General features: G+C 60.2%; 16 protein-coding genes. 11 read left to right on the top strand and 5 right to left on the bottom strand.

What is annotated here, in order from left to right:
- Positions 1 to 35: 35 nt before the first annotated feature.
- From SynNOUM97013_RS13440 to SynNOUM97013_RS13455, 4 genes are all read left to right on the top strand, one after another.
- Positions 36 to 1,286, top strand: a complete 1,251-nt coding sequence (locus tag SynNOUM97013_RS13440) for an MFS transporter (RefSeq protein WP_186480226.1) — start codon at positions 36 to 38, stop codon at positions 1,284 to 1,286.
- A gap of 79 nt (positions 1,287 to 1,365) precedes the next feature.
- The gene (ppk1, locus tag SynNOUM97013_RS13445; RefSeq protein WP_186480227.1) at positions 1,366 to 3,501 is read left to right on the top strand and encodes a polyphosphate kinase 1; all 2,136 of its coding nucleotides are present in this window, start codon (positions 1,366 to 1,368) and stop codon (positions 3,499 to 3,501) included.
- Between the two features lie 181 nt (positions 3,502 to 3,682).
- Complete coding sequence (locus SynNOUM97013_RS13450; protein ID WP_186480228.1) at positions 3,683 to 4,702, top strand: RpoD/SigA family RNA polymerase sigma factor; 1,020 nt, start codon at positions 3,683 to 3,685, stop codon at positions 4,700 to 4,702.
- 4 nt (positions 4,703 to 4,706) lie between these two features.
- On the top strand, positions 4,707 to 5,351 hold the full coding sequence (locus SynNOUM97013_RS13455) for a diacylglycerol/polyprenol kinase family protein (protein ID WP_255442834.1): 645 nt from the start codon (positions 4,707 to 4,709) through the stop codon (positions 5,349 to 5,351).
- Here the strand turns inward: SynNOUM97013_RS13455 and SynNOUM97013_RS13460 are convergent.
- Positions 5,348 to 5,668: a hypothetical protein gene (locus SynNOUM97013_RS13460; RefSeq protein WP_186480229.1), complete on the bottom strand. Its 321-nt coding sequence runs from the start codon at positions 5,666 to 5,668 to the stop codon at positions 5,348 to 5,350. The two genes, SynNOUM97013_RS13455 and SynNOUM97013_RS13460, sit on opposite strands and share 4 nt — an antisense overlap.
- Before the next feature lie 104 nt (positions 5,669 to 5,772).
- Positions 5,773 to 6,852, bottom strand: a complete 1,080-nt coding sequence (locus tag SynNOUM97013_RS13465; RefSeq protein WP_186480230.1) for a 3-deoxy-7-phosphoheptulonate synthase — start codon at positions 6,850 to 6,852, stop codon at positions 5,773 to 5,775.
- 114 nt (positions 6,853 to 6,966) lie between these two features.
- Between SynNOUM97013_RS13465 and acnB the strand changes: the two genes are divergently transcribed.
- The 3 genes from acnB to SynNOUM97013_RS13480 are packed head-to-tail and all read left to right on the top strand — an operon-like array spanning position 6,967 to position 12,719.
- Entirely contained in the window at positions 6,967 to 9,567 is a 2,601-nt protein-coding gene (acnB, locus tag SynNOUM97013_RS13470; protein WP_186480231.1) for a bifunctional aconitate hydratase 2/2-methylisocitrate dehydratase, read from the top strand.
- Positions 9,568 to 9,585: 18 nt separating this feature from the next.
- Complete coding sequence (locus SynNOUM97013_RS13475) at positions 9,586 to 11,070, top strand: ClC family H(+)/Cl(-) exchange transporter (RefSeq protein ID WP_186480232.1); 1,485 nt, start codon at positions 9,586 to 9,588, stop codon at positions 11,068 to 11,070.
- 56 nt (positions 11,071 to 11,126) lie between these two features.
- Positions 11,127 to 12,719: a radical SAM protein gene (locus SynNOUM97013_RS13480; RefSeq protein ID WP_222929846.1), complete on the top strand. Its 1,593-nt coding sequence runs from the start codon at positions 11,127 to 11,129 to the stop codon at positions 12,717 to 12,719.
- On the opposite strand, the gene SynNOUM97013_RS13485 is transcribed toward SynNOUM97013_RS13480, so the two are convergent.
- Together SynNOUM97013_RS13485 and purU are read right to left on the bottom strand one after the other, a co-directional pair.
- Entirely contained in the window at positions 12,667 to 13,920 is a 1,254-nt protein-coding gene (locus SynNOUM97013_RS13485) for an O-antigen ligase (protein WP_255442836.1), read from the bottom strand. The two genes, SynNOUM97013_RS13480 and SynNOUM97013_RS13485, sit on opposite strands and share 53 nt — an antisense overlap.
- Before the next feature lie 26 nt (positions 13,921 to 13,946).
- Positions 13,947 to 14,801 (bottom strand): formyltetrahydrofolate deformylase, encoded by an 855-nt coding sequence (purU, locus tag SynNOUM97013_RS13490; protein ID WP_186480234.1) that lies wholly within the window; start codon positions 14,799 to 14,801, stop codon positions 13,947 to 13,949.
- 135 nt (positions 14,802 to 14,936) lie between these two features.
- Here purU and psbQ point away from each other — a divergent pair, with 135 nt between their 5' ends.
- The 3 genes from psbQ (at position 14,937) to pstS (ending at position 17,572) form a co-directional block, all read left to right on the top strand.
- The gene (gene psbQ, locus SynNOUM97013_RS13495; RefSeq protein WP_186480235.1) at positions 14,937 to 15,395 is read left to right on the top strand and encodes a photosystem II protein PsbQ; all 459 of its coding nucleotides are present in this window, start codon (positions 14,937 to 14,939) and stop codon (positions 15,393 to 15,395) included.
- A 14-nt stretch (positions 15,396 to 15,409) separates the two neighbouring features.
- A complete protein-coding gene (locus SynNOUM97013_RS13500; protein WP_186480236.1) occupies positions 15,410 to 16,495 on the top strand; it encodes an FAD-binding oxidoreductase in 1,086 nt (361 codons plus the stop codon).
- A 75-nt stretch (positions 16,496 to 16,570) separates the two neighbouring features.
- Positions 16,571 to 17,572: a phosphate ABC transporter substrate-binding protein PstS gene (pstS, locus tag SynNOUM97013_RS13505; RefSeq protein ID WP_186480237.1), complete on the top strand. Its 1,002-nt coding sequence runs from the start codon at positions 16,571 to 16,573 to the stop codon at positions 17,570 to 17,572.
- Between the two features lie 170 nt (positions 17,573 to 17,742).
- Here pstS and dnaK read toward each other — a convergent pair whose 3' ends face one another.
- A complete protein-coding gene (dnaK, locus tag SynNOUM97013_RS13510; RefSeq protein ID WP_186480238.1) occupies positions 17,743 to 19,656 on the bottom strand; it encodes a molecular chaperone DnaK in 1,914 nt (637 codons plus the stop codon).
- Between the two features lie 135 nt (positions 19,657 to 19,791).
- On the opposite strand from dnaK, the gene SynNOUM97013_RS13515 reads away from it, so the two are divergent.
- On the top strand, positions 19,792 to 20,685 hold the full coding sequence (locus SynNOUM97013_RS13515) for a shikimate dehydrogenase (RefSeq protein WP_186480239.1): 894 nt from the start codon (positions 19,792 to 19,794) through the stop codon (positions 20,683 to 20,685).
- Positions 20,686 to 20,704 lie beyond the last annotated feature (19 nt).

The raw sequence follows: 20,704 nt of genomic DNA on the forward strand, positions 1-20,704 counted from the left end.
ATGGGAGTGTGAGTCTTCTGTGCACGCAGGCGGCCTTGCAGCGTCCTCGCATTCCCACTCTGCTCAGCGCGTTTCTCACGCTGCTGAATGACCGCCTTAGCGAGAGCATTTTTCTGCCTCTGCTGCCTTTCCTGCTGGAAGACTTCAGCAGCAACGGCAGCACCGTAGGTCTGCTCTCAGGCACCTATGCCCTCTCCCAGTTCGCAGTGGCGCCGTTAATTGGCGCACTGAGTGACCGCTTCGGACGAAAACCCGTTATCAGCCTCTGCGTCTTTGGGTCGGTGATTGGCATGGGTCTATTTGCCACCACCTTGACCGTGCCTTGGCAACAAGTATGGCCAGAAGCCGCAGCAGCAGGACTGCCACTCGCCATGTTGTTTATGGCGCGAATCATCGATGGGGCAAGCGGAGGCACTGCCGCCACAGCCACAGCTGTCTTGGCCGACATCACCACACCAGAAAACCGGGCCAAAGCCTTTGGCCTCATTGGCGTGGCCTTCGGCCTGGGGTTTGTCCTTGGTCCTGGTCTTGGTGGAGTGCTTGGTGATGTCAACCGCATCCTTCCCGCCTGGGCTGCAACAGCCTTCGCCGTCGCGAACCTGATCGTGGTTCTGGGACTCCTCCCGGAAACTCATCCGATAACAGCTCGAAAGCAACTGCCCCGTAGACGCGAGCTCAATCCAGTCACCCTCTTGGCACGAGTGTTTGCCAAACCAGAGGTGCGTCGCCTCTCGATCGCTTTCTTTGGCTTCTTTATGGCCTTCAACGGTTTCACCACCGTTTTAGTGCTGTATCTGCGCAACAGCTTCAACTGGACTGAAGGGATGGCTGGAGCTGCATTCGCCCTAGTCGGGGTCATCGCGATGGTGGTCCAGGGGGGCTTAATCGGGCCGCTGGTGCAGCGTTTCGGTGAACTCCGCTTGACCCTCGTTGGTCTTGGTCTTCTTACATCCGGATGCCTGTTGGTGCCCTTGGCAACACCTACAAACTCCATTCCAGTGGTGTACACCGCCGTGTCATTGCTGGCACTAGGCACCGGACTGGTGACCCCCTGCCTACGTGCTTTGGTCTCCCGTCGTCTTGGCAGCGATGGCCAAGGCTCAGCACTGGGTGGTCTGCAAGGTCTGCAAAGCCTTGGCACATTCCTTGGAGCCTCCGCCGCTGGCTTCAGCTATGACCGAATTGGCGTCACCAGTCCTTTCTGGTTCGGCAGCATGATGTTGGTCGGAGTTGCCCTTCTGGTGGGTGGCAGCATCCGGAATCGGCCTCAAGCCAACCAGGCCTGAAGAGCCTCCAGAACACTTGCAGCAACAACGTGATTGCTAGCTTGCAATCAACAGCCTTCGCACCCGCTTTTCATCTGTGATGGCAGAGCGCTCCCTGGATCCTGATCTCTACATCAATCGGGAGCTCAGCTGGATTGCCTTCAATGAAAGGGTTCTGATCCAAGCACTGGACGAACGCACCCCACTGCTGGAACAGGCAAAGTTCAGCGCCATCTTCAGCAACAACCTCGATGAGTTCTTCATGGTGCGAGTCGCATCACTGAAGGCTCAGGTTGAAGCGGGGATCAACAAACGCAGCGAAGACGGACTGACACCGGTCGAACAGCTGCAGGCCATTCGTGAAAACCTCGCGCCTCTGCTGCGTCGTCAGCAGGAGCACTACCGCACACGACTGAAGCAGCAGCTGCACGACCACGGTGCCCATCTGCTCGACTATGCACAGCTCAATCAACGCCAACGACTCTGGGTTGACAACTACTTCCAGACGGCAATCTTTCCTGTGCTCACACCCCTGGCGGTGGATCCGGCACACCCCTTTCCCTTCGTCAGCAACCTGAGCCTGAATGTGGCGGCGCTGATTCGAGATCCGGAAACCGGCCAGAGCCTGCTGGCCAGGGTGAAAGTGCCGCAAACGATCCTGCCCCGCTTCGTTGCCATCCCAACGGATCTCGCCGATGCCAAGGACAGGCCGGTCCACACCGCCGTGCCTTTGGAACAGGTTGTGGCCTTCAACCTGGGTTTGCTGTTCCCCGGCATGAGCATCGAAGGGCATTACTTCTTCCGCGTTACCAGGGATGCCGACCTGGAACTGCGGGACCTAGAAGCCGACGATTTGATGATTGCCATCGAACAAGGTCTGCGCAAGCGACGCATGGGTGGTGAAGTCGTGCGCTTGGAAGTCGCCGATGAAATGCCGCACGACATGGTCGACATGCTGCTGGATGGAATGTCCGTGGAGGAGAACGACCTTTACCGCGTTGATGGACCCCTGGGGCTGGACGATCTCTTTGGGTTGATGGCAATCCCCCTGGCAAAACTCAAAGACGAATCCCACTCAGGCATGACACCGGCGATTCTTGGCCGGGCCCAGCGGAGCATGCTTGAAGACGGCTCCATCAAGGAAGAAGAGTTTGAAAGCATCTTCTCCGTGGTGCGTCGGCGTGACGTACTCCTGCATCACCCCTACGACCTGTTTTCGACCTCTGTCGAGGAGTTCATCAACCAGGCTGCGGACGATCCTCTGGTGATGGGGATCAAGATGACTCTGTATCGCACCTCGAAGGATTCACCGATCATCGCCGCTTTAATCCGCGCCGCTGAGAACGGCAAACAGGTGATGGCCCTGGTCGAGCTGAAGGCACGCTTCGATGAAGACAACAACATTCAGTGGGCAAAGCAGCTGGAAAGCTCAGGTGTGCACGTTGTCTATGGCGTTCTTGGCCTGAAGACACACACCAAGATCGTGCTGGTCGTACGCAAAGAAAAGGAACGGCTGCGCAGTTACGTGCACATCGGAACCGGCAATTACAACTCAAAAACCTCTCGCCTCTACACCGACCTCGGGCTGCTCTCCGCACGTCCAGAGCTTGGTCAGGATCTGGTGGAGCTGTTCAACTACCTCACTGGTTTTTCCAAACAGCAGGAATTCCGGAAACTGCTTGTCGCACCAGTGTCACTACGCAAGGGCATGGAAAACCTCATCCGACGCGAAATCAAACATGCCCGCAATGGGAATGGCGGCCACATCAAGGCCAAGATGAATTCTCTGGTGGATCCTCAGATCATTTCGCTTCTCTACGAGGCATCGCAGGCCGGCGTCACCATCGAACTGATCATTCGTGGCATGTGCTGTCTTTACCCGGGACGCGAAGGTGTCAGCGACAACATCAGCGTGGTCAGCATCATTGGGCGGTTCCTCGAACATTCCCGCATCTTCTGGTTTGCCAATGGAGGTGAACCGGAGGTGTACATCGGCAGTGCCGATTGGATGCCACGCAACCTCGATCGCCGGGTGGAAGCCGTCACACCCATTGATGAACCTGCGCTCAGGGAACAATTAGAACGCTTGTTGCAACTTTACTTAGACGACAACCGAGGCTCTTTCGACATGCAGGGAGACGGCAGCTTCCGCCAGCGCAATCCCGAAGATGTTGTGCGTAATTCTCAACTGCATCTAATTGAACACTGGAAAAAGGGACTACAAACCAACGCATGAGCAACCGCAGCTCTGTATTGATCGATACAGCCATCGGGCTCGTTTCAACCTCTTTATTTCACATTTGACTCATACGACTTAACCGCCGTTTGCAGATTCGGAAAAACTTTCGATTCATTCAGGCCAGATTTAGGGACGGGTGCTAAATTTTGCCCAAATCTAATTTCAGGAGGCCAGGGTGATGGGGATCCCTCTGGAATCTGAAGAAGTGACGAAAAAAGTCTCTTCTCCAGAACCTGTATTGCCGACCACCGGTCGACGAAACAGCGCTGCGCGTTCACGAAACACCACCAGTCGCTCGTCTCGCCAGAGTGGTCGATTGGCTACTGACTCGATCGGCTACTACCTGAGCAGCATCGGGCGTGTGCCACTGCTCACGGCAGCCGAAGAGATCGAGCTGGCACATCACGTGCAGGCCATGAAGGAACTGCTCGAAGTTCCTGAGGGTGAACGCACGCCGCGGCAGCGTCACCGCATCCGCATGGGCAAACGTGCGCGCGATCGGATGATGGCTGCCAATCTCCGCCTGGTGGTCAGCGTGGCGAAGAAATATCAGAACCAAGGTCTCGAACTGCTGGATCTGGTGCAAGAGGGTGCCATTGGTCTTGAGCGTGCGGTCGACAAATTCGACCCCGCTATGGGCTACAAGTTTTCGACCTATGCCTACTGGTGGATTCGCCAGGGCATGACCAGGGCCATCGACAACAGCGCCCGCACCATTCGTCTACCGATTCACATCAGTGAAAAGCTGTCGAAGATGCGGCGCATCACGCGTGAGCTGTCGCATCGTTTCGGTCGGCAACCCAATCGTCTGGAGTTGGCGAGCGCGATGGGAATCGAACCGCGCGACCTCGAGGATCTCATTGCCCAGAGTGCACCCTGCGCCTCACTCGATGCCCATGCACGTGGCGAAGAAGATCGCAGCACCCTCGGCGAATTGATTCCGGACCCCAACGGGGCAGAGCCGATGGAAGGGATGGATCGGAGCATTCAGAAGGAACACCTCGGAGGCTGGCTCTCGCAACTCAATGAGCGGGAACAGAAAATCCTCAAGTTGCGTTTCGGCCTGGATGGAGCGGAGCCACTCACCTTGGCGGAAATTGGTCGTCAGATCAACGTGTCGCGTGAGAGGGTTCGTCAGCTCGAGGCCAAGGCCATTCTCAAGCTCCGTGTGATGACCAATCACCAGCAGGCAGCCTGAGCCATTGCTTCTTTCCCTGCTGATCATCAGCACCTGGATGCTCCTGGTGCTGTCAACAGCAGTGATCTGCAGGAGACAATGGCCTCAACGCCGAGAACTCAGCCGCAAGATTGTTCACATCGGCACCGGTCCGGTGATCGCTATGGCCTGGTGGCTTGAGATTCCTGAATCGATCGCTTTAACGGTGGCCACCGCGGTCACCTTGATCACTGCAATCAACCACCGCTGGAAACTGCTCCCTGCCGTTGAGGATGTGGATCGCCACAGCTACGGAACTGTGGCGTATGGGCTTGCAATCACAATTCTGCTGGCTTTGTTCTGGCCTGATCAAGCGATTGCCGCCTGTGCCGGCGTGTTGGTAATGGCCTTCGCCGATGGCCTTGCAGGCTTGATGGGACGGGGCATCAAGTCACCCAGCTGGACGTTTTGGCAACAGCACAAATCCGTCGCTGGAACACTGACGATGGCCCTGGTCACGGCCTTGGTGTTAATCGTCCTTGCGCTAGTCAGCCACAGCTCTCTTCATCCCCTACGCCTGTTTGCAGTCACTGCCCTAGCAGTAGGCCTTGAGCAACTGAGCCGCTGGGGAATCGACAACCTCAGCGTGCCGTTGTCCGTTGGGTTGTGCTGGTCCTGGATTGTGATCTAAGCGCGAAGCAGACGCTCCATGTGACGACACCAGTCACCTCTGCTGCCCAATGCAGCCACGAGGGAGTGATCATCGGGCAGATCATGCAATCGCGTCTGCCAGAGCTGAATCTGTGCAGCCTGACTCACCCAGAAATGCATCACCTGCCGGTGCAGGGCATCGACATCCCAATGCTGCTGATGGGCCACACCCTGAGACCAACCCAGCAGATCATCCAGCTGAAGCGGTCGGAACCCTCGCACCCACAAACCGGTGTCACGATCCAACTCATACAAACGAAGTGGATCGCCAAAACCAAAAATATGAAGTCCAATCATTGAACCAACCTCCAAGAGGATGTGGCCCAACGTAAACACATCAAACCAAGGCAAAGTTCAATATGAACAGATCACTTAAAAGGTCTAAAACATCCGACTGAGTTTCAAGAAACTGGCACTCCTGTCGATCGAGTGCCAACTTGTTTCACCGCATTGGCCAGCTCTTCGAGCAAATCAGCCGTTGTTTCAAGGCTGATGCAGGCATCGGTCACGCTTTGGCCGTAAGTCAGTGCAGAACGATCAGCGGAGATCTTCTGATTCCCCTCAACGAGATGACTTTCCAGCATCACCCCCATCACGTGGGTTGAACCCTGGTCGACCTGGGACGCCACAGCCTTGAGCACCTCACCTTGACGGCGGTAATCCTTGTTGGAATTGCCATGACTGCAATCCACCATCAGCCGATCGGGCAGACCCGCGCCATCCAGTTCAGCTGCGGCTTCCTGGATCGCCTCGAGATGATAATTGGTGCCGCGATTGCCGCCCCGGAGCACCAGATGACCATCCGGATTGCCGGTGGTGCTTACGATGGAGGCATGGCCTTCATGATTGATGCCCAGAAAATGGTGCGGCTTTGAAGCGGCCTGCATCGCATTGATCGCGATGGTGGCGCTTCCATCGGTGCTGTTTTTGTAGCCGATCGGCATTGACAAGCCTGAGGCCATCTCACGATGAGTCTGGCTTTCGGTGGTTCGAGCACCAATCGCCGTCCAGCTGATCAGATCGGCGATGTATTGAGGCACCACAGGGTCGAGCAGTTCCGTGGCCGCGGGCATGCCATCCCTGGCCAAATCCAGCAGCAAGGCACGGGCCATGCGCAGGCCGGTGTTGATGTCGTAGGAGCCGTCGAGATGCGGGTCATTGATCAGCCCTTTCCAACCCACCGTGGTCCGAGGCTTCTCGAAATACACCCGCATCACCACTTCCAGTTCCGCAGCGTGGCGTTCCCTTAAAGGTGCCAATCTGCGTGCGTAATCGCGGGCAGCATCGACGTCGTGCACCGAGCACGGTCCAACGATCACCAGCAGACGCTGATCCAAACCGCGGAGGATGGCCTTAATGCGACTTCGCGCAGTGGCAACCGTTTCGGTGGCCTTGGAATCGATGGGCAGATCACGATGCAGCAGTGCTGGAGGCACCAGTGGCCGAGTGTCCACCACATGCAGATCGTGAGTGGTGGTCATGCCCAAAAACAGGAATTCACTCAGATTACGCAAGCTGCATGCATCTGCTTGACAGCGGTGCGGAACGGTGACGCAGGACAATGAAATGCCTTTGACGTTCCTGCACCGAATCCGATGCTGAGCACTTACCGCGAGAACGCCGCCCAACGCCTGGCCCAAGGCATCCCGGCACTCCCTCTGAACGCCACCCAGACCCAGGCGCTCACGGAGCTGCTGCAGAACCCTCCCGCAGGAGAAGAGGACGAACTGCTGCATCTGCTCAGCGAACGGATTCCGCCTGGCGTGGATGAAGCGGCCTACGTGAAAGCCACCTGGCTCAGCGCCGTAGCCCAGGGTGAAGCCAAGAGCCCGTTGGTCTCTGCCTTGGACGCCACCCGACTGCTGGGAACCATGGTCGGCGGTTACAACATGGCCGCACTGATCGAACTGCTTAAGCACGACGACGAAGCGCTGGCCTCCTGCGCGGCGGAAGGCCTCAGTCGCACCCTGCTGGTGTACGACGCCTACAACGAAGTGATGGAGCTGGCGTCCACCAACCGCTTTGCCAAGCAGGTGGTCGATAGCTGGGCCGCAGGGGAATGGTTCACGAGCAAACCTGAACTGGCCAGCGAAATCACCGTCACCGTGTTCAAGGTTGACGGGGAAACCAACACGGACGACCTGTCACCAGCCACCCACGCCACCACCCGGCCCGACATCCCACTCCATGCCCTGGCCATGCTGGAGACCCGCGATCCCGATGGTCTGAACACCATCAACACGCTCAAGCAGAAAGGTCATCCCGTGGCCTACGTGGGTGATGTGGTGGGCACTGGCAGCTCCCGCAAGAGCGCCATCAATTCGGTGCTCTGGCACACGGGCAACGCCATTCCCCACGTGCCCAATAAAAAGGCCGGCGGCGTGATTCTCGGCGGCAAAATTGCGCCGATCTTTTTCAACACAGCGGAAGACTCCGGCGCGCTGCCGATTGAATGCGACGTCACCGCCCTCAAAAGCGGCGATGTGATCACCATCCGGCCCCACGCCGGAACGATCGAACGGGCTGCCGGTGAAGCCAATGCCGGCGACATCATTGCCCGCTTCGATCTCAAGCCCAGCACCATTAGCGATGAGGTGCGCGCTGGCGGCCGCATCCCTCTGATGATCGGCCGTGCCCTCACCGACAAGGTGCGCAATCAGCTGGGCCTTCCCGCATCTGACCTATTCATTCGTCCTTCCGCTCCCGCGGACACCGGCAAGGGCTTCACCCTGGCCCAGAAGATGGTCGGCAAGGCCTGTGGACTACCGGGTGTGCGCCCGGGAACCAGCTGCGAACCGCTGATGACCACCGTCGGGTCCCAGGACACCACCGGGCCGATGACCCGGGACGAGATGAAGGAACTCGCCTGCCTGGGCTTCTCCTCCGACCTGGTGATGCAGAGCTTCTGCCACACCGCGGCCTATCCGAAGCCTGTCGACCTGCAAACCCAGAAGGACCTGCCCGATTTCTTCGCTCAGCGGGGCGGCGTCGCCCTGCGACCCGGTGACGGCATCATCCATAGCTGGCTGAACCGCATGCTCCTGCCTGACACCGTGGGCACGGGCGGTGACAGCCACACCCGCTTCCCTCTCGGGATCTCCTTCCCGGGTGGCTCTGGGGTGGTGGCCTTCGCCGCCGCCATCGGTGCCATGCCGCTCGATATGCCCGAGTCGGTGCTGGTGCGCTTCACGGGATCGCTGCAACCGGGCGTCACCCTGCGCGATGTGGTGAATGCCATTCCTTGGGTGGCGATTCAGAGAGGCCTGCTCACCGTTGAAAAAGCCAACAAAAAGAACCTGTTCAATGGCCGAATCATGGAGATCGAAGGTCTCCCCGACCTGAAGCTGGAACAGGCCTTCGAACTCACCGATGCCAGCGCCGAACGGTCCTGCGCCGGCTGCACCATCAAGCTCTCCGAAGACACGGTGGCCGAGTACTTGCGCAGCAATGTGGCGCTGCTCAAAAACATGATCGCTCGGGGCTACAGCGATGCCCGCACCCTGGCGCGGCGCATCAAGGCCATGGAAGCCTGGCTGGAGAACCCACAGCTGCTAAGCGCCGACACTGACGCTGAATACGCGGAAGTGCTGGAGATCAACCTCGACGAGCTCAAGGAACCTGTAGTGGCTTGCCCCAACGACCCCGACAACGTGAAGCTGCTCAGCGAGGTGGCTGGAGACCCGGTGCAGGAGGTGTTCATCGGCTCCTGCATGACCAACATCGGTCACTACCGCGCCGCGGCCAAGGTGCTGGAAGGCGCCGGCCAGAACACGGCACGCCTCTGGGTCTGCCCTCCAACGCGGATGGACGAGGAGACCCTGAAGGCCGAGGGCTATTACGCCACCTTCGAAGCCGCAGGCTCCCGCATGGAGATGCCCGGTTGCTCCCTCTGCATGGGCAACCAGGCCCGCGTGGAAGACGACACCACGGTGTTCTCCACCAGCACGCGCAACTTCAACAACCGCCTGGGCAAAGGTGCACAGGTGTATCTGGGCAGCGCTGAACTGGCAGCGGTTTGCGCCCAGCTGGGACGCATCCCCACTCCCGATGAATACCGCAGCATTGCGGCCGAGAAGATCGACCCCCTCTCCGATGAGCTGTACCGCTATCTGAACTTCGATCAGATCACCGGTTTCGAGGATGAAGGTCGGGTTGTGAGTGCGGATGAGGAGGCTCAGATGCTGGCTGGGGCTTGATCCCAGACCAGCGACGCCATGGCAGTTCTGAGTGACCTGAAACAACGCCGGCATCAGCTCGGGTCCAGCCGCAGCATCCGCCGGCTGCTGGAACGCCGCTGGTGGGTGGTGGTGCTGGCACTGATGCTCACCGGCCTGGGTGCAGCCCTGACGGGCGTGCTGTTCAAGGCCGGCCTCAAACTGCTGGGGGGTTGGCGACTGGAGTTGCTTGCCGAGTACCCCGCCTGGATGGTGCTGCCTTGTCTGGGGGGCTTGGGCGGACTGGTCTCCGGACTGCTGGTGTCACGGCTTGCACCAGCGGCCGGCGGTTCAGGCATCACCCACATCATGGGATTTCTGAAACATCGGGCTGTGCCGATGGGCCTGCAGGTGGGCCTCGTGAAACTGGTGGGAGGCATCGTGGCCATCGGCAGCGGTTTCCCGCTCGGTCCCGAAGGCCCGGCCGTGCAGATGGGTGGTTCCGTGGCCTGGCAGATGGCCCGCTGGCTGAAGGCACCGGTGGCCTTTCGCCGCGTGATCGTCGCTGCAGGCGGTGGCGCCGGCATTGCAGCGGTGTTCAGTGCGCCGATCGGAGGGTTTGTGTACGCCGTGGAGGAACTGCTCCACTCCGCCAGGCCTGTGGTGCTGCTGCTGGTGATCGTTACCACCTTCTGGGCTGATGCCTGGGCCGATGTGCTGGGACTGCTGGGCATCAGCCCCTCCACCGGTGGCCTGGATGCCACCCAGGGGTTCCTGCTGGAACGGGAATACACACCCCTGGTGAGCTTTCTGCCCATCGATCTGGGCTACCTGATCGGACTTGGCGTGGTGGTGGGGGTGCTGGCGGAGCTCTACTGCCGCTACGTGCTGGCGATGCAGCGCAAAGGCAATGGCTGGTTCGGTGATCGTCTAGTGCTGCGCATGGTGATCAGTGGATGTGTACTAGGCGGCGTGTATGCATTCCTGCCGGAAGCCTTCCGCGATCTGGAGGGACTTCAACATCTGATCGGCGCTGGCAAAGCCGACATCCCCATGGCTCTGGGCACATTCATCGTGCTGTTCTTCAGCACTGGGCTTGCGGCGGCGTCCGGGGCACCAGGCGGCCTGTTCTTTCCGATGCTCACCCTGGGGGGCGCCATCGGCCTGGCCTGCGGCATCTGGGTTGAAGCGCTCACCGGCCACGTCCCCAGCACCTATGTGTTTGCGGGGATGGGGGCCTTCGTCGCCAGTTGCTCACGCACGCCGATCACGGCCATGTTTCTGGCCTTTGCCCTCACCAAGGATCTGCTGATTCTCAAACCGATCCTGGTGGCCTGCCTGGCCAGCTTCTTGGTGGCGCGTCTTTTCGATGATCGCTCCATCTACGAACGCCAGCTGGGCATGGAGCTGCTGGAAGAAGATCACCTGGAAGCCCGCCGGGAGCGCCGAGGCGGCATTCATCACGCCTGGGAAGGATCGATCCGCAGGCGCGCCTTCACCGCCCCGCCTCCACCGAACCCCCCCAACCCACCGAACGAATCCTGAACCAGGAAACCCTGCTGTTTGATCCGGCTGTGCCGGAACCCGGCGCCCTGCGCACGGTGCTGGCTTTTCCCAGCACCTACACCGTCGGCATCACGAGCCTCGGCTACCAGATCGTCTGGGCCACCCTGGCCATGCGCCCTGATCTGGACGTGCGTCGACTGTTCACTGACGAGGGCGATCCCCAACACCGCCGCTGTGAATTGTTCGGCCTCTCCTTGAGCTGGGAGCTCGATGGACCCGTGCTGCTGGATCTCCTGGAACAGCAGAGAATTCCCATCTGGAGTGATCAACGATCGGATGATGACCCGATCGTGTTCGGCGGTGGGCCTGTGCTCACCGCCAATCCCGAACCCCTCGCCCCCTTCTTCGATGTGGTGCTGCTGGGAGACGGCGAAGACCTGCTGCCAGCCTTCATCGATGCTTTGCAAGAGGTCCGAGGCGAACCGCGGGCTGCGCGTCTGCGTCATCTGGCTCAGGTCCCCGGCATTTATGTGCCCTCGCTCTATGCACCTCGTTACGACAGCGATGGGGAGCTGGTGGGCATCGATCCGATCGAAGCTGGACTGCCGGCCACCATCAGCAAACAAACCTGGCGTGGCAACAGCCTCAGTCATTCCACAGTGATCACGCCAGAGTCCGCCTGGCCCGACATTCACATGGTGGAAGTGGTGCGCAGCTGCCCGGAACTATGCCGGTTCTGCCTGGCGAGTTATCTAACGCTGCCCTTCCGCACGCCCTCGCTCGACGATGGGCTGATCCCGGCAGTGGAAAAAGGACTTTCAGCGACCCGCAGGTTGGGCTTACTCGGTGCATCCGTCACCCAACATCCCCAGTTCGCTGACCTGCTCACTTGGCTGGGGCAGGACCGCTTTGACGATGTGCGCGTCAGTGTCAGCTCCGTGCGGGCGGCAACCGTGACACCAGACCTGGCCAGCGGGCTGGCCAAACGAGGCAGCAAATCCCTGACGATCGCCATCGAAAGCGGCAGCGAACGGATGCGCGAAGTGGTGAACAAGAAATTGAGCAATGAAGAGATCCATGCGGCAGCACGCCATGCCAAGCAAGGCGGACTGCGTGCCCTGAAGCTGTACGGCATGGTCGGACTACCGAGCGAACAGGATGACGACGTTGAATCCACCGCGGATCTGCTGCTTCAGCTCAAAAAGACGACTCCCGGCCTTCGCTTCACCCTGGGGGTCAGCACCTTTGTTCCCAAGGCCCAGACCCCGTTTCAATGGCAGGGCGTCAGACCGGAAGCGGAGAAACGCCTCAAGCGACTGGCCAAACGGCTGAAACCGAAGGGGATCGATCTGAGGCCAGAAAGCTATGGCTGGAGCGTGATCCAGGCTCTGATCTCGCGCAGCGACCGGCGCCTGGCAGCGGTGATCGTTGCGGTGCGCGGGTCACAGGAAAGCCTGGGTGGCTGGAAAAAGGCCTACCGCAGCGCACGATCCGGAGAGCTGCCTTCAGCCGTCAGCGCCGGAGTTGACCTGCCGCTACCTCCGCCCTGGGACGAAGTGATTCATCACAGCTGGAGCGACTCCACCGTGCTGCCCTGGGATCACCTCAATGGCCCACTGGGCCGCTCCACACTGCTCAAACATCAGCAGCAAGCGCTGTCGTTGGCTGATCCGAGCGGTCAGGACTGAACGAGGCACGCAAACCGGCCAGCAAGATCCAGCCAGCGATGTTCAATCGACTGTCAAAGAACGGCAGGTCCGTGCCATGCAACACCAGCAGAATCAGCAGTGCTGCCCACCAGGCACGATCAAACAACCCTGAAAGGCCACGGCGCAGGCTCACCACCATCAACGCCAGCACCAGGCCCACCACCAGGGTGGCTACAGGCAGACCATGGCTAATCGCGAGTTCGAGCGGAAGGTTGTGGGCATGGCCATGCCACTGTCCGGTGCGCAGGGGATAGATGATCGAAAAGGCCGCAGCTCCCCACCCGAACCAGGGGCGTTCGAGGATCAACTGAAGTCCCACGGTCCATTGACTGATGCGCGTGGAGGCCAGAACGCGCTCGCCGGCGTACTGACTGTCGTTCAAGCGAGCCCAGAGAGCATCCGGCACCACCTGACGGGCTGGATCCTGAAGAAAGGCCGGCATGCCAGGGAGCACGGAGACGACAACAGGCAGAAGCGCCAAAGCCAGCAGCGGCACCAACCAGGGCCAACTGGGCGGGCCCAGCACCACTGGAACAGCCAACACAAGCGCACCCCAGCCATTGCGGGATTCAGTGAGCACCAGACCCACCACCATGGCAATGGCCAGTACGAGCACCACCAGACGCTGTCGTCGCTGCAGACCTGGCTGAACCAGAGCCGCCAGGGCCAGAGGCCAAACCAGCGCCAACCAGGCTGAAGCGATGTTGGCGTAATCGAACAGACCCGAGAGTCGTCCTTCCGGCTTCCCACCGGGTTCCACAAACCAGACGATGAGGCCACCCAACAATTCCCAGGGGCCTGCCCATCCCCACCAAAGCTGGCCCAAGCCAGTGATCAACACTGGAACGGTGCCGGCCACCAGCCAGAGACTGCAACGACGCCGGGCAGCCGCGCTGATCACATAAGGCTGAAACCCCCAAAACCCCCAAAAGAAGGGAAGCCAATTCCCCAGACCAACCCAAGCCAGGCCCTGAGCGTCGGCGAGAAAGCAACCGAACGCCATCAGAACTCCCGCCACGATCAACGGGAGATTCCAGGGATCACGCCAAAAGGCACGCTCCCGCCCGACACTGCCGATCAGCAGGGCGGGAAACAGAAACAGGGCCCCGAGCAGAGCCGTGGATGGCAGCAGAAACAGCCCCAGCTGGAAACAGCGCCATCCCAGTGGAGATGCGGTCATGGGACGACCACGATCAAGCCAGCTCATCATGCGAACACGGCTGTACGACCGCGGTAAACCATCACCTGACGTCGCAGGTGAAGGCGGAGGGCACGGGCGAGAGCGAGACGTTCCGTGTCTCGACCCTTGCGTATCAGATCGCCCACCTCATCACGATGGCTGACATGGGCAATGGTCTGCTCAATGATCGGGCCGTCATCGAGTTCTTCGGTGACGTAATGGGCTGTGGCACCGATGAGCTTCACCCCGCGTTCCCAGGCCCGGTGATAAGGCTGCGCCCCCTTGAAGGCCGGCAGAAAAGAGTGATGGATGTTGATCACATCTGGGAAACGCTCCAGAAAGTTGCCACTCAACACCTGCATGTATTTGGCCAGCACAGCCAGCTCCACACGGTGCTCAGCCAACAGCTTGAGGATGGTGGCTTCGGATTGCGCCTTGGTCTCACGGGTGACCGGCACGTACTCAAAAGGAACCCCGAAGTCGTTACAGCAGCTTTCCAGATCGGGATGATTGGCGATGACCAGCGGAACTTGCATCGGCAGCTCGCCGCTGCGCGCTCTCCACAGCAGATCCAGCAAGCAATGGTTCTGTTTGCTTACCAGGATGGCCACCCGCGGAAGATCGTCGGAGAAGTGAAGCTGCGCCTCTCCACCCAGGCGTTCAGCCAGGGAATGCACGGCGGGCCCGACGGCCTCCCGCGGCAGACCGAACCCCTCCAAACCCCATTCGATCCGGCTAAGAAACAAACCAGCGCCAGCATCCGTGTGATGGTCGGCGTGATGAATGTTGCCCCCGTTTGCAGCCACCCATCCAGCGAGCTCACTAACGAGAGCCGGACGATCAGGGCAGATCAGCTGCAGGATGACCGAGACGGAGGACAAGGTCGGACAGAAATCACAGCCTTAATTGTGCGCCTGGACGAACCCCCGCCGGCTCTGCAGACCAAGGCCGATCCAGGCTCGGATCTCGACGATTGGACGTCGCGGTTAAAGTCGCGACGCTTCCTGTGATTTCCAATGCTGAGCGCCCTGCGCCGCCTGGCCGCCTTCTGCCTCTGTCTGGCTCTGTGTTTCGGCCTGGCTGCTTGCGACGGCAGCGCCAAGGCCAAAACAGCCACTATCAGCCCTGATGACATGGGTGTGATCCGCCGTCAGGCCGAGGGATTCACCGAAGCGAAGGAACGTCTTCCCGAGCTGGCGAAACTGGTGAACCAGCGGGATTGGACCTTCACCCGCAATCTGATCCACGGCCCGATGCAGGAAGTGGGTCGTGAAATGCTCTACATCAATCAGCGCCTGCTGCCCCAGGATCGAGCAGCTGCCAACGAGCTGGCCACAGCGCTGAAAGAAGCCCTGGCTGATCTCGATGAAGCAGCACGTCTTCAAGACGGTGCAAGGTTGCAGAAGGCCTACGTAGCTGTGGCCACCGGCTTCTCAAACTATGAAGTGGTGATCCCCGCGCAGGCCCTGAGCTGACTGCGACCATTGCCGTGATCGGTGCCGGTGTCGTCGGCACCGGCACCGCCTGGCACCTTGCTGAGCAAGGGCATCAGGTTCTGATTGCAGATCCCTCCCTGGCCGACCCGGTCCCCGAGTCGAGCACTGGTCGTGATCTGAATGGGACGACAGCCTCCTTGGGTGTGCTGATGGGCCATGCTTTCCGCCGATCCAGTGGACGCGCCTGGAGACTCCGGCAGCGCAGCATGGCCCTATGGCCGGGCTGGATCAAACGCCTCAATCACCCCGACACACCGCTGCAACTGCAGACACCGCTGATCCAGCTGGTGGGCAGTGCCGACGAAGCCGCCCGCTTGCGTCAACTGGCGGCATCACGCCCTGAGTCTGGGCTTCAGTTTGTCGAGAACGACCAACTCCCCCGAGCCAAGCCCGATTGGCCGCAGCCGGGGTATGGGTCGATGCGATCCGAGCACGATGGGCGCGTGGATCCCTTGCAGCTACTGAAAGCTCTCAGGCGAGCACTCAGCAGGGCTGGCGTCGACCAGCTGCCCATCCGCATCAAGCACCTTGAGCGCCTCAGCGGCGAAAGGCAAGGCTGGCAACTGCACAGCCAGAATGGCCAGGCCCACAAGGTGGAGTCCGTGGTGATCTGCACGGCACTGGGCAGCCAAGGGTTGCTGCAGCCCCTGGGTCACGACCGTCCGATGGATGCCGTGCTCGGTCAGGTGCTCGACCTGGCCATCGACCGCATCCCAGACGACTGGGCCTCGTGGCCTGCGGTGCTCACCTGCGCTGGCATCAACCTGATTCGGCACAGCGGCAATCGCCTGTGGCTGGGAGCAACGCTGGAACCTGGGGAAACCGTTGATCCATCAGCGATTGAGCGGATGCGCAGCCTCGAGGGCCTGGCACCGGAATGGCTTCAGGATGCCGAACTGATTGGCCAGTGGCACGGCTTACGCGCACGACCCCGGGAACGGCCGGCACCACTACTGGAAACATTGGAACCTGGCCTTTTACTGGCTTCGGGGCACTACCGCAACGGTGTTTTGCTCACACCTGCAACAGCAGAATGGGTCGAAGAACAGATCGATAATGCAACGATAACCAGCCCTTAAATCTCAAGCGAAAGCCGCTGAAATAACGTTCGAAGTGAGCACAAATTGTGCTCCAAGGACTTCATACACGAGATCATGCCTCGCTCCTTCAACGCCCGGGCACTATCAGCCGCCGCTTGTCTGACGGCTGGCCTGACCCTGGCGGCCTGCTCATCCGGCAGTGGTGGTGACGATCAGGTGAAAGGCAACCTGTCAGCAGCAGGCGCGTCCTTCCCTGCAGCCATTTACCAACGCTGGTTCCAGGATCTGTCATCCCAGGGAGTCAACGTGAACTACCAATCGGTGGGTTCCGGCGCAGGTGTGCGTCAGTTCACTGCAGGAACCGTGGATTTCGGCGCTTCCGACAAGCCGATGAAGGCTGAGGCCATCGCCAAGGTGAGCCGCGGTGTGGTGCAGATTCCGATGACCGCTGGTGCCATCGCTGTCGCCTACAACAACCCCTCCTGCAAGTTGGAGCTCACCCAGGATCAACTGGCTGGCATCTTCCTGGGCAAGATCACCAATTACAGCGAACTCGGCTGCGACGACAAAAAGATCAACGTCGTGCACCGTTCCGACGGCTCCGGCACCACGTTCAACTTCACCAATCACCTCTCGGCGATCAGCCCCGAGTGGAAAGCAAACGTTGGTGCTGACAAGTCGGTGAAATGGCCCACCGGCGTCGGTGCCAAAGGCAATGAAGGTGTCTCCGCTCAGCTCAATCAGATTGAAGGCGGACTCGGCTACGTGGAGCTGGCCTACGTGAAGGGCGACCTTCAGGCAGCAGCTGTGCAGAACGCCTCCGGTGCCAAGGTGATGCCCACCAATGCAACCGCCAGCGAAGCACTGGGTTCGATCGATCTCGGTCCCGACCTGATCGGCAGCAACCCCAACCCCGAAGGTGGCTACCCGATTGTCACCTTCACCTGGGTGCTTGCTTACGAAACCGGCAACGGCGACAACACCCCTGTGCTGAAGAAAACCTTCGACTACATGCTCTCCGACGAGGCGCAGTCGAAAGCTCCCGAACTGGGCTATGTCTCCCTTCCGCCTGAAGTGGTGACCAAGGCCAAGGCTGCTGCTGACTCGATCAACTGAGGCCATCAGCGTTCACATCGCTCAGCAAGCAAAGGGGGCATTTGCCCCCTTTTTTTGTTGGCGATCACTGAATGTCATTGCAACGGCCAACAACAAAAATCCCCACCTGACGAACAGGCGGGGAGGCGAATCATCAACGGCAATCCCTCCAAAGGGATGTCAACGGTGGATCACTTGGATTCAGTGAATTCAGCGTCGATCACATCATCGCCGGCATCACCGGCAGAACCACCTGCAGCCCCAGCTGCGGCATCGGCACCAGGAGCCGCAGCACCCTCAGCGCCGGCCTGCTGGTAAACAGAAGCACCAACGGTGTAAAGCTCCTGCTGCAGTTCTTCCAGCAGTGTCTTCATGGCGTCGTAATCCTCCTTCTCGACTGCTTCCTTGAGCTTGGTGCGCTTCTCCTCCACCTTGGCCTTGGCGTCGGCTTCCACCTTGTCGCCCAGCTCCTCCATCTGCTTTTCAGCCTGATAGACGAGGGTCTCAGCCTGGTTCTTGAGGTCGATTTTCTCGCGCTTCTCCTTGTCAGCGCTGGCGTTGGCCTCGGCGTCCTTGACCATGGACTCCACTTCGGAATCGCTGAGCGTGGACGCGCCGGTGATCGAGATGGACTGTTCCTTACCGCTGCCCTTGTCCTTGGCGGTGACGCTGAGGATGCCGTTGGCGTCGATGTCGAAGGTCACCTCGATCTGAGGCACACCCCGGGGGGCCGCAGGAATGCCATCCAGACGGAAGGTTCCAAGGCTCTTGTTGTCGGACGCCATCTCGCGCTCACCCTGGAGCACGTGGATCTCCACGTTGGTCTGGCCATCGACAGCCGTGGAATAGGTCTCGGATTTCTTAGTGGGAACCGTGGTGTTGCGGGTGATCATCTTGGTCATCACGCCGCCGAGGGTTTCCACACCCAGGGAGAGAGGCGTGACGTCGAGCAGAAGAATGTCCTTCACCTCACCAGCCAGCACACCGCCCTGGATCGCGGCACCCACGGCCACCACCTCGTCGGGGTTCACGGTCTGGTTGGGATCCTTACCAGTGGTGCGCTTCACCAGCTCGAGCACGGCCGGGATGCGGGTGGAACCACCCACCATCACGATCTCGTCGAGCTCACTGGAGGACAGCTTGGCGTCCTTGAGCGCCTGCTCCACCGGGATCCGGCAGCGGTCGATCAGGTTGGAGGCCAGCTCCTCGAACTTGGCCCGGGTGAGGGTGAGATCCAGGTGCTTAGGACCCTCGGGCGTGGCCGTGATGAACGGCAGGTTGATCTCGCTCTGGGTGGCATTGGAGAGCTCGATCTTGGCTTTTTCCGCCGCTTCAGTTAGTCGCTGCAGGGCTTGCTTGTCCTGACGCAGGTCGATGCCTTCGTTGGACTTGAAGCTGTCAGCCAGGTGATCCACGATCACCTTGTCGAAATCGTCGCCACCAAGGTGGGTGTCGCCGGAGGTGGACAGCACCTCAAACACGCCGTCACCAACTTCCAGTACAGACACGTCAAAGGTGCCGCCGCCCAGGTCAAAGACGAGGATGCGCTCGTTGCTCTTCTTGTCGAGGCCGTAGGCCAGAGCCGCAGCGGTGGGCTCGTTGATGATGCGCAGCACTTCGAGGCCGGCAATCTTGCCGGCATCCTTGGTGGCCTGACGCTGGGAGTCGTTGAAGTAGGCGGGAACAGTGATCACTGCCTGAGTGACAGATTCACCCAGATACTTACCGGCGTCTTCCGCCAGCTTGCGCAGCACCTGAGCGGACACCTCCTCGGGAGCGAACTGTTTCTCAAGAACAGGACACTTGACCTTCACGTTGGAGCCAGCTTTCTCGACCGTGTAGCTCACCTCTTTCGACTCTTCATTCACCTCGTCGACACGACGGCCGATGAAGCGTTTGACGGAATAGAAAGTGTTGTCAGGGTTCATCACCGCCTGACGTTTGGCGATCTGGCCCACCAGCTGATCCTGGTTCTTCGTGTAAGCCACCACCGAGGGGGTGGTGCGGAAGCCCTCGGCATTGGCGATCACGGTGGGCTTGCCGCCCTCCATCACCGACACACAGCTGTTGGTGGTTCCGAGATCGATGCCGACAACCTTGCCCATCGGTGCCTCCTGACTCCGCGAATTGACTGATTAGATCCTCTGCATAATCGGCAGTGGGCAGGCCTTCAGGCGAGGTGTGGTTCCCGAACAGTCCGGCGACACAGCAGGCTGGAACGCAGGATCACAGGCAACGCAATGATCAGCGGAACCACAGGACTGGTCGGTCTGCTGGGACAGCCGGTGAGCCACTCCCTCTCACCGGTGATGCACAACGCGGCCCTGGAGGCCATGGCGATGGATTGGCGGTACCTCGCCCTGCCATGCGATGGCGATGCCCTGGAACGCGTGCTCGACGGACTGCGAGCCGTGGGCTGCCACGGACTGAATGTGACCATCCCGCACAAACAGGCGGTGGCATCCCACTGCCAGGAGCTCAGCCCGTTGGCGAAGCGCCTGGGTGCAGTCAACACACTCACCCCCCTGAGCGACGGTGGCTGGCATGGCCACAACACAGATGCCGAGGGATTCCTGGCCCCGCTGCTCGATCAAGCCGAAGCCTGGAGTGGCTGCGACGCGATTGTGATGGGCTGTGGTGGCAGCGCTCGTGCCGTTGTCGCCGGTCTTCAGCAACTGCCGCTGGCAACCATTCATGTGGCCGGCCGTCGGCCAGAGGCCCTTGAACAGTTCCTGGAGGATCTGAAAGAAGAAAGCAGCGGCAGCGTGTCCCTCCATGGCATCGCTCTCGAAGCTCAACCGCTAACGGCACAGCTGAGCGGAACGAAACTTGTGGTGAACACCACACCGGTGGGCATGCAGGGTCATGGCGACAGCAAGGCCATGCCGTTGGGTCCTGACCTCTGGGAGACGTTGGACCCGACCACGACTCTCTACGACCTGATCTACACACCTCGACCGACCCCCTGGCTGCGGATGGGACAGCAGCGTGGATGCCAGACCATCGATGGCCTGGAAATGCTGGTGCAGCAGGGTGCGGCATCCCTGCGCCGATGGTCCGGACGCCATGACGTGCCGGTGACCGTGATGCGCGAAGCAGCATTGCAACGCCTTGGAGCGAATCCAGCCGACTGACAGCGCCGACTGGATCCAC

Source organism: Synechococcus sp. NOUM97013, from assembly GCF_014279815.1.
Taxonomy (GTDB): Bacteria; Cyanobacteriota; Cyanobacteriia; order PCC-6307; family Cyanobiaceae; genus Synechococcus_C.

Coding starts and splice junctions, on each gene's coding strand:
- SynNOUM97013_RS13460 (WP_186480229.1), bottom strand. CDS start 5,668: ATGATTGGACTTCATATTTTTGGTTTTGGCGATCCACTTCGTTTGTAT.
- SynNOUM97013_RS13450 (WP_186480228.1), top strand. CDS start 3,683: ATGGGGATCCCTCTGGAATCTGAAGAAGTGACGAAAAAAGTCTCTTCT.
- pstS (WP_186480237.1), top strand. CDS start 16,571: ATGCCTCGCTCCTTCAACGCCCGGGCACTATCAGCCGCCGCTTGTCTG.
- dnaK (WP_186480238.1), bottom strand. CDS start 19,656: ATGGGCAAGGTTGTCGGCATCGATCTCGGAACCACCAACAGCTGTGTG.
- SynNOUM97013_RS13475 (WP_186480232.1), top strand. CDS start 9,586: ATGGCAGTTCTGAGTGACCTGAAACAACGCCGGCATCAGCTCGGGTCC.
- SynNOUM97013_RS13465 (WP_186480230.1), bottom strand. CDS start 6,852: ATGACCACCACTCACGATCTGCATGTGGTGGACACTCGGCCACTGGTG.
- psbQ (WP_186480235.1), top strand. CDS start 14,937: ATGCTGAGCGCCCTGCGCCGCCTGGCCGCCTTCTGCCTCTGTCTGGCT.
- SynNOUM97013_RS13485 (WP_255442836.1), bottom strand. CDS start 13,920: ATGACCGCATCTCCACTGGGATGGCGCTGTTTCCAGCTGGGGCTGTTT.
- acnB (WP_186480231.1), top strand. CDS start 6,967: ATGCTGAGCACTTACCGCGAGAACGCCGCCCAACGCCTGGCCCAAGGC.
- SynNOUM97013_RS13515 (WP_186480239.1), top strand. CDS start 19,792: ATGATCAGCGGAACCACAGGACTGGTCGGTCTGCTGGGACAGCCGGTG.
- ppk1 (WP_186480227.1), top strand. CDS start 1,366: ATGGCAGAGCGCTCCCTGGATCCTGATCTCTACATCAATCGGGAGCTC.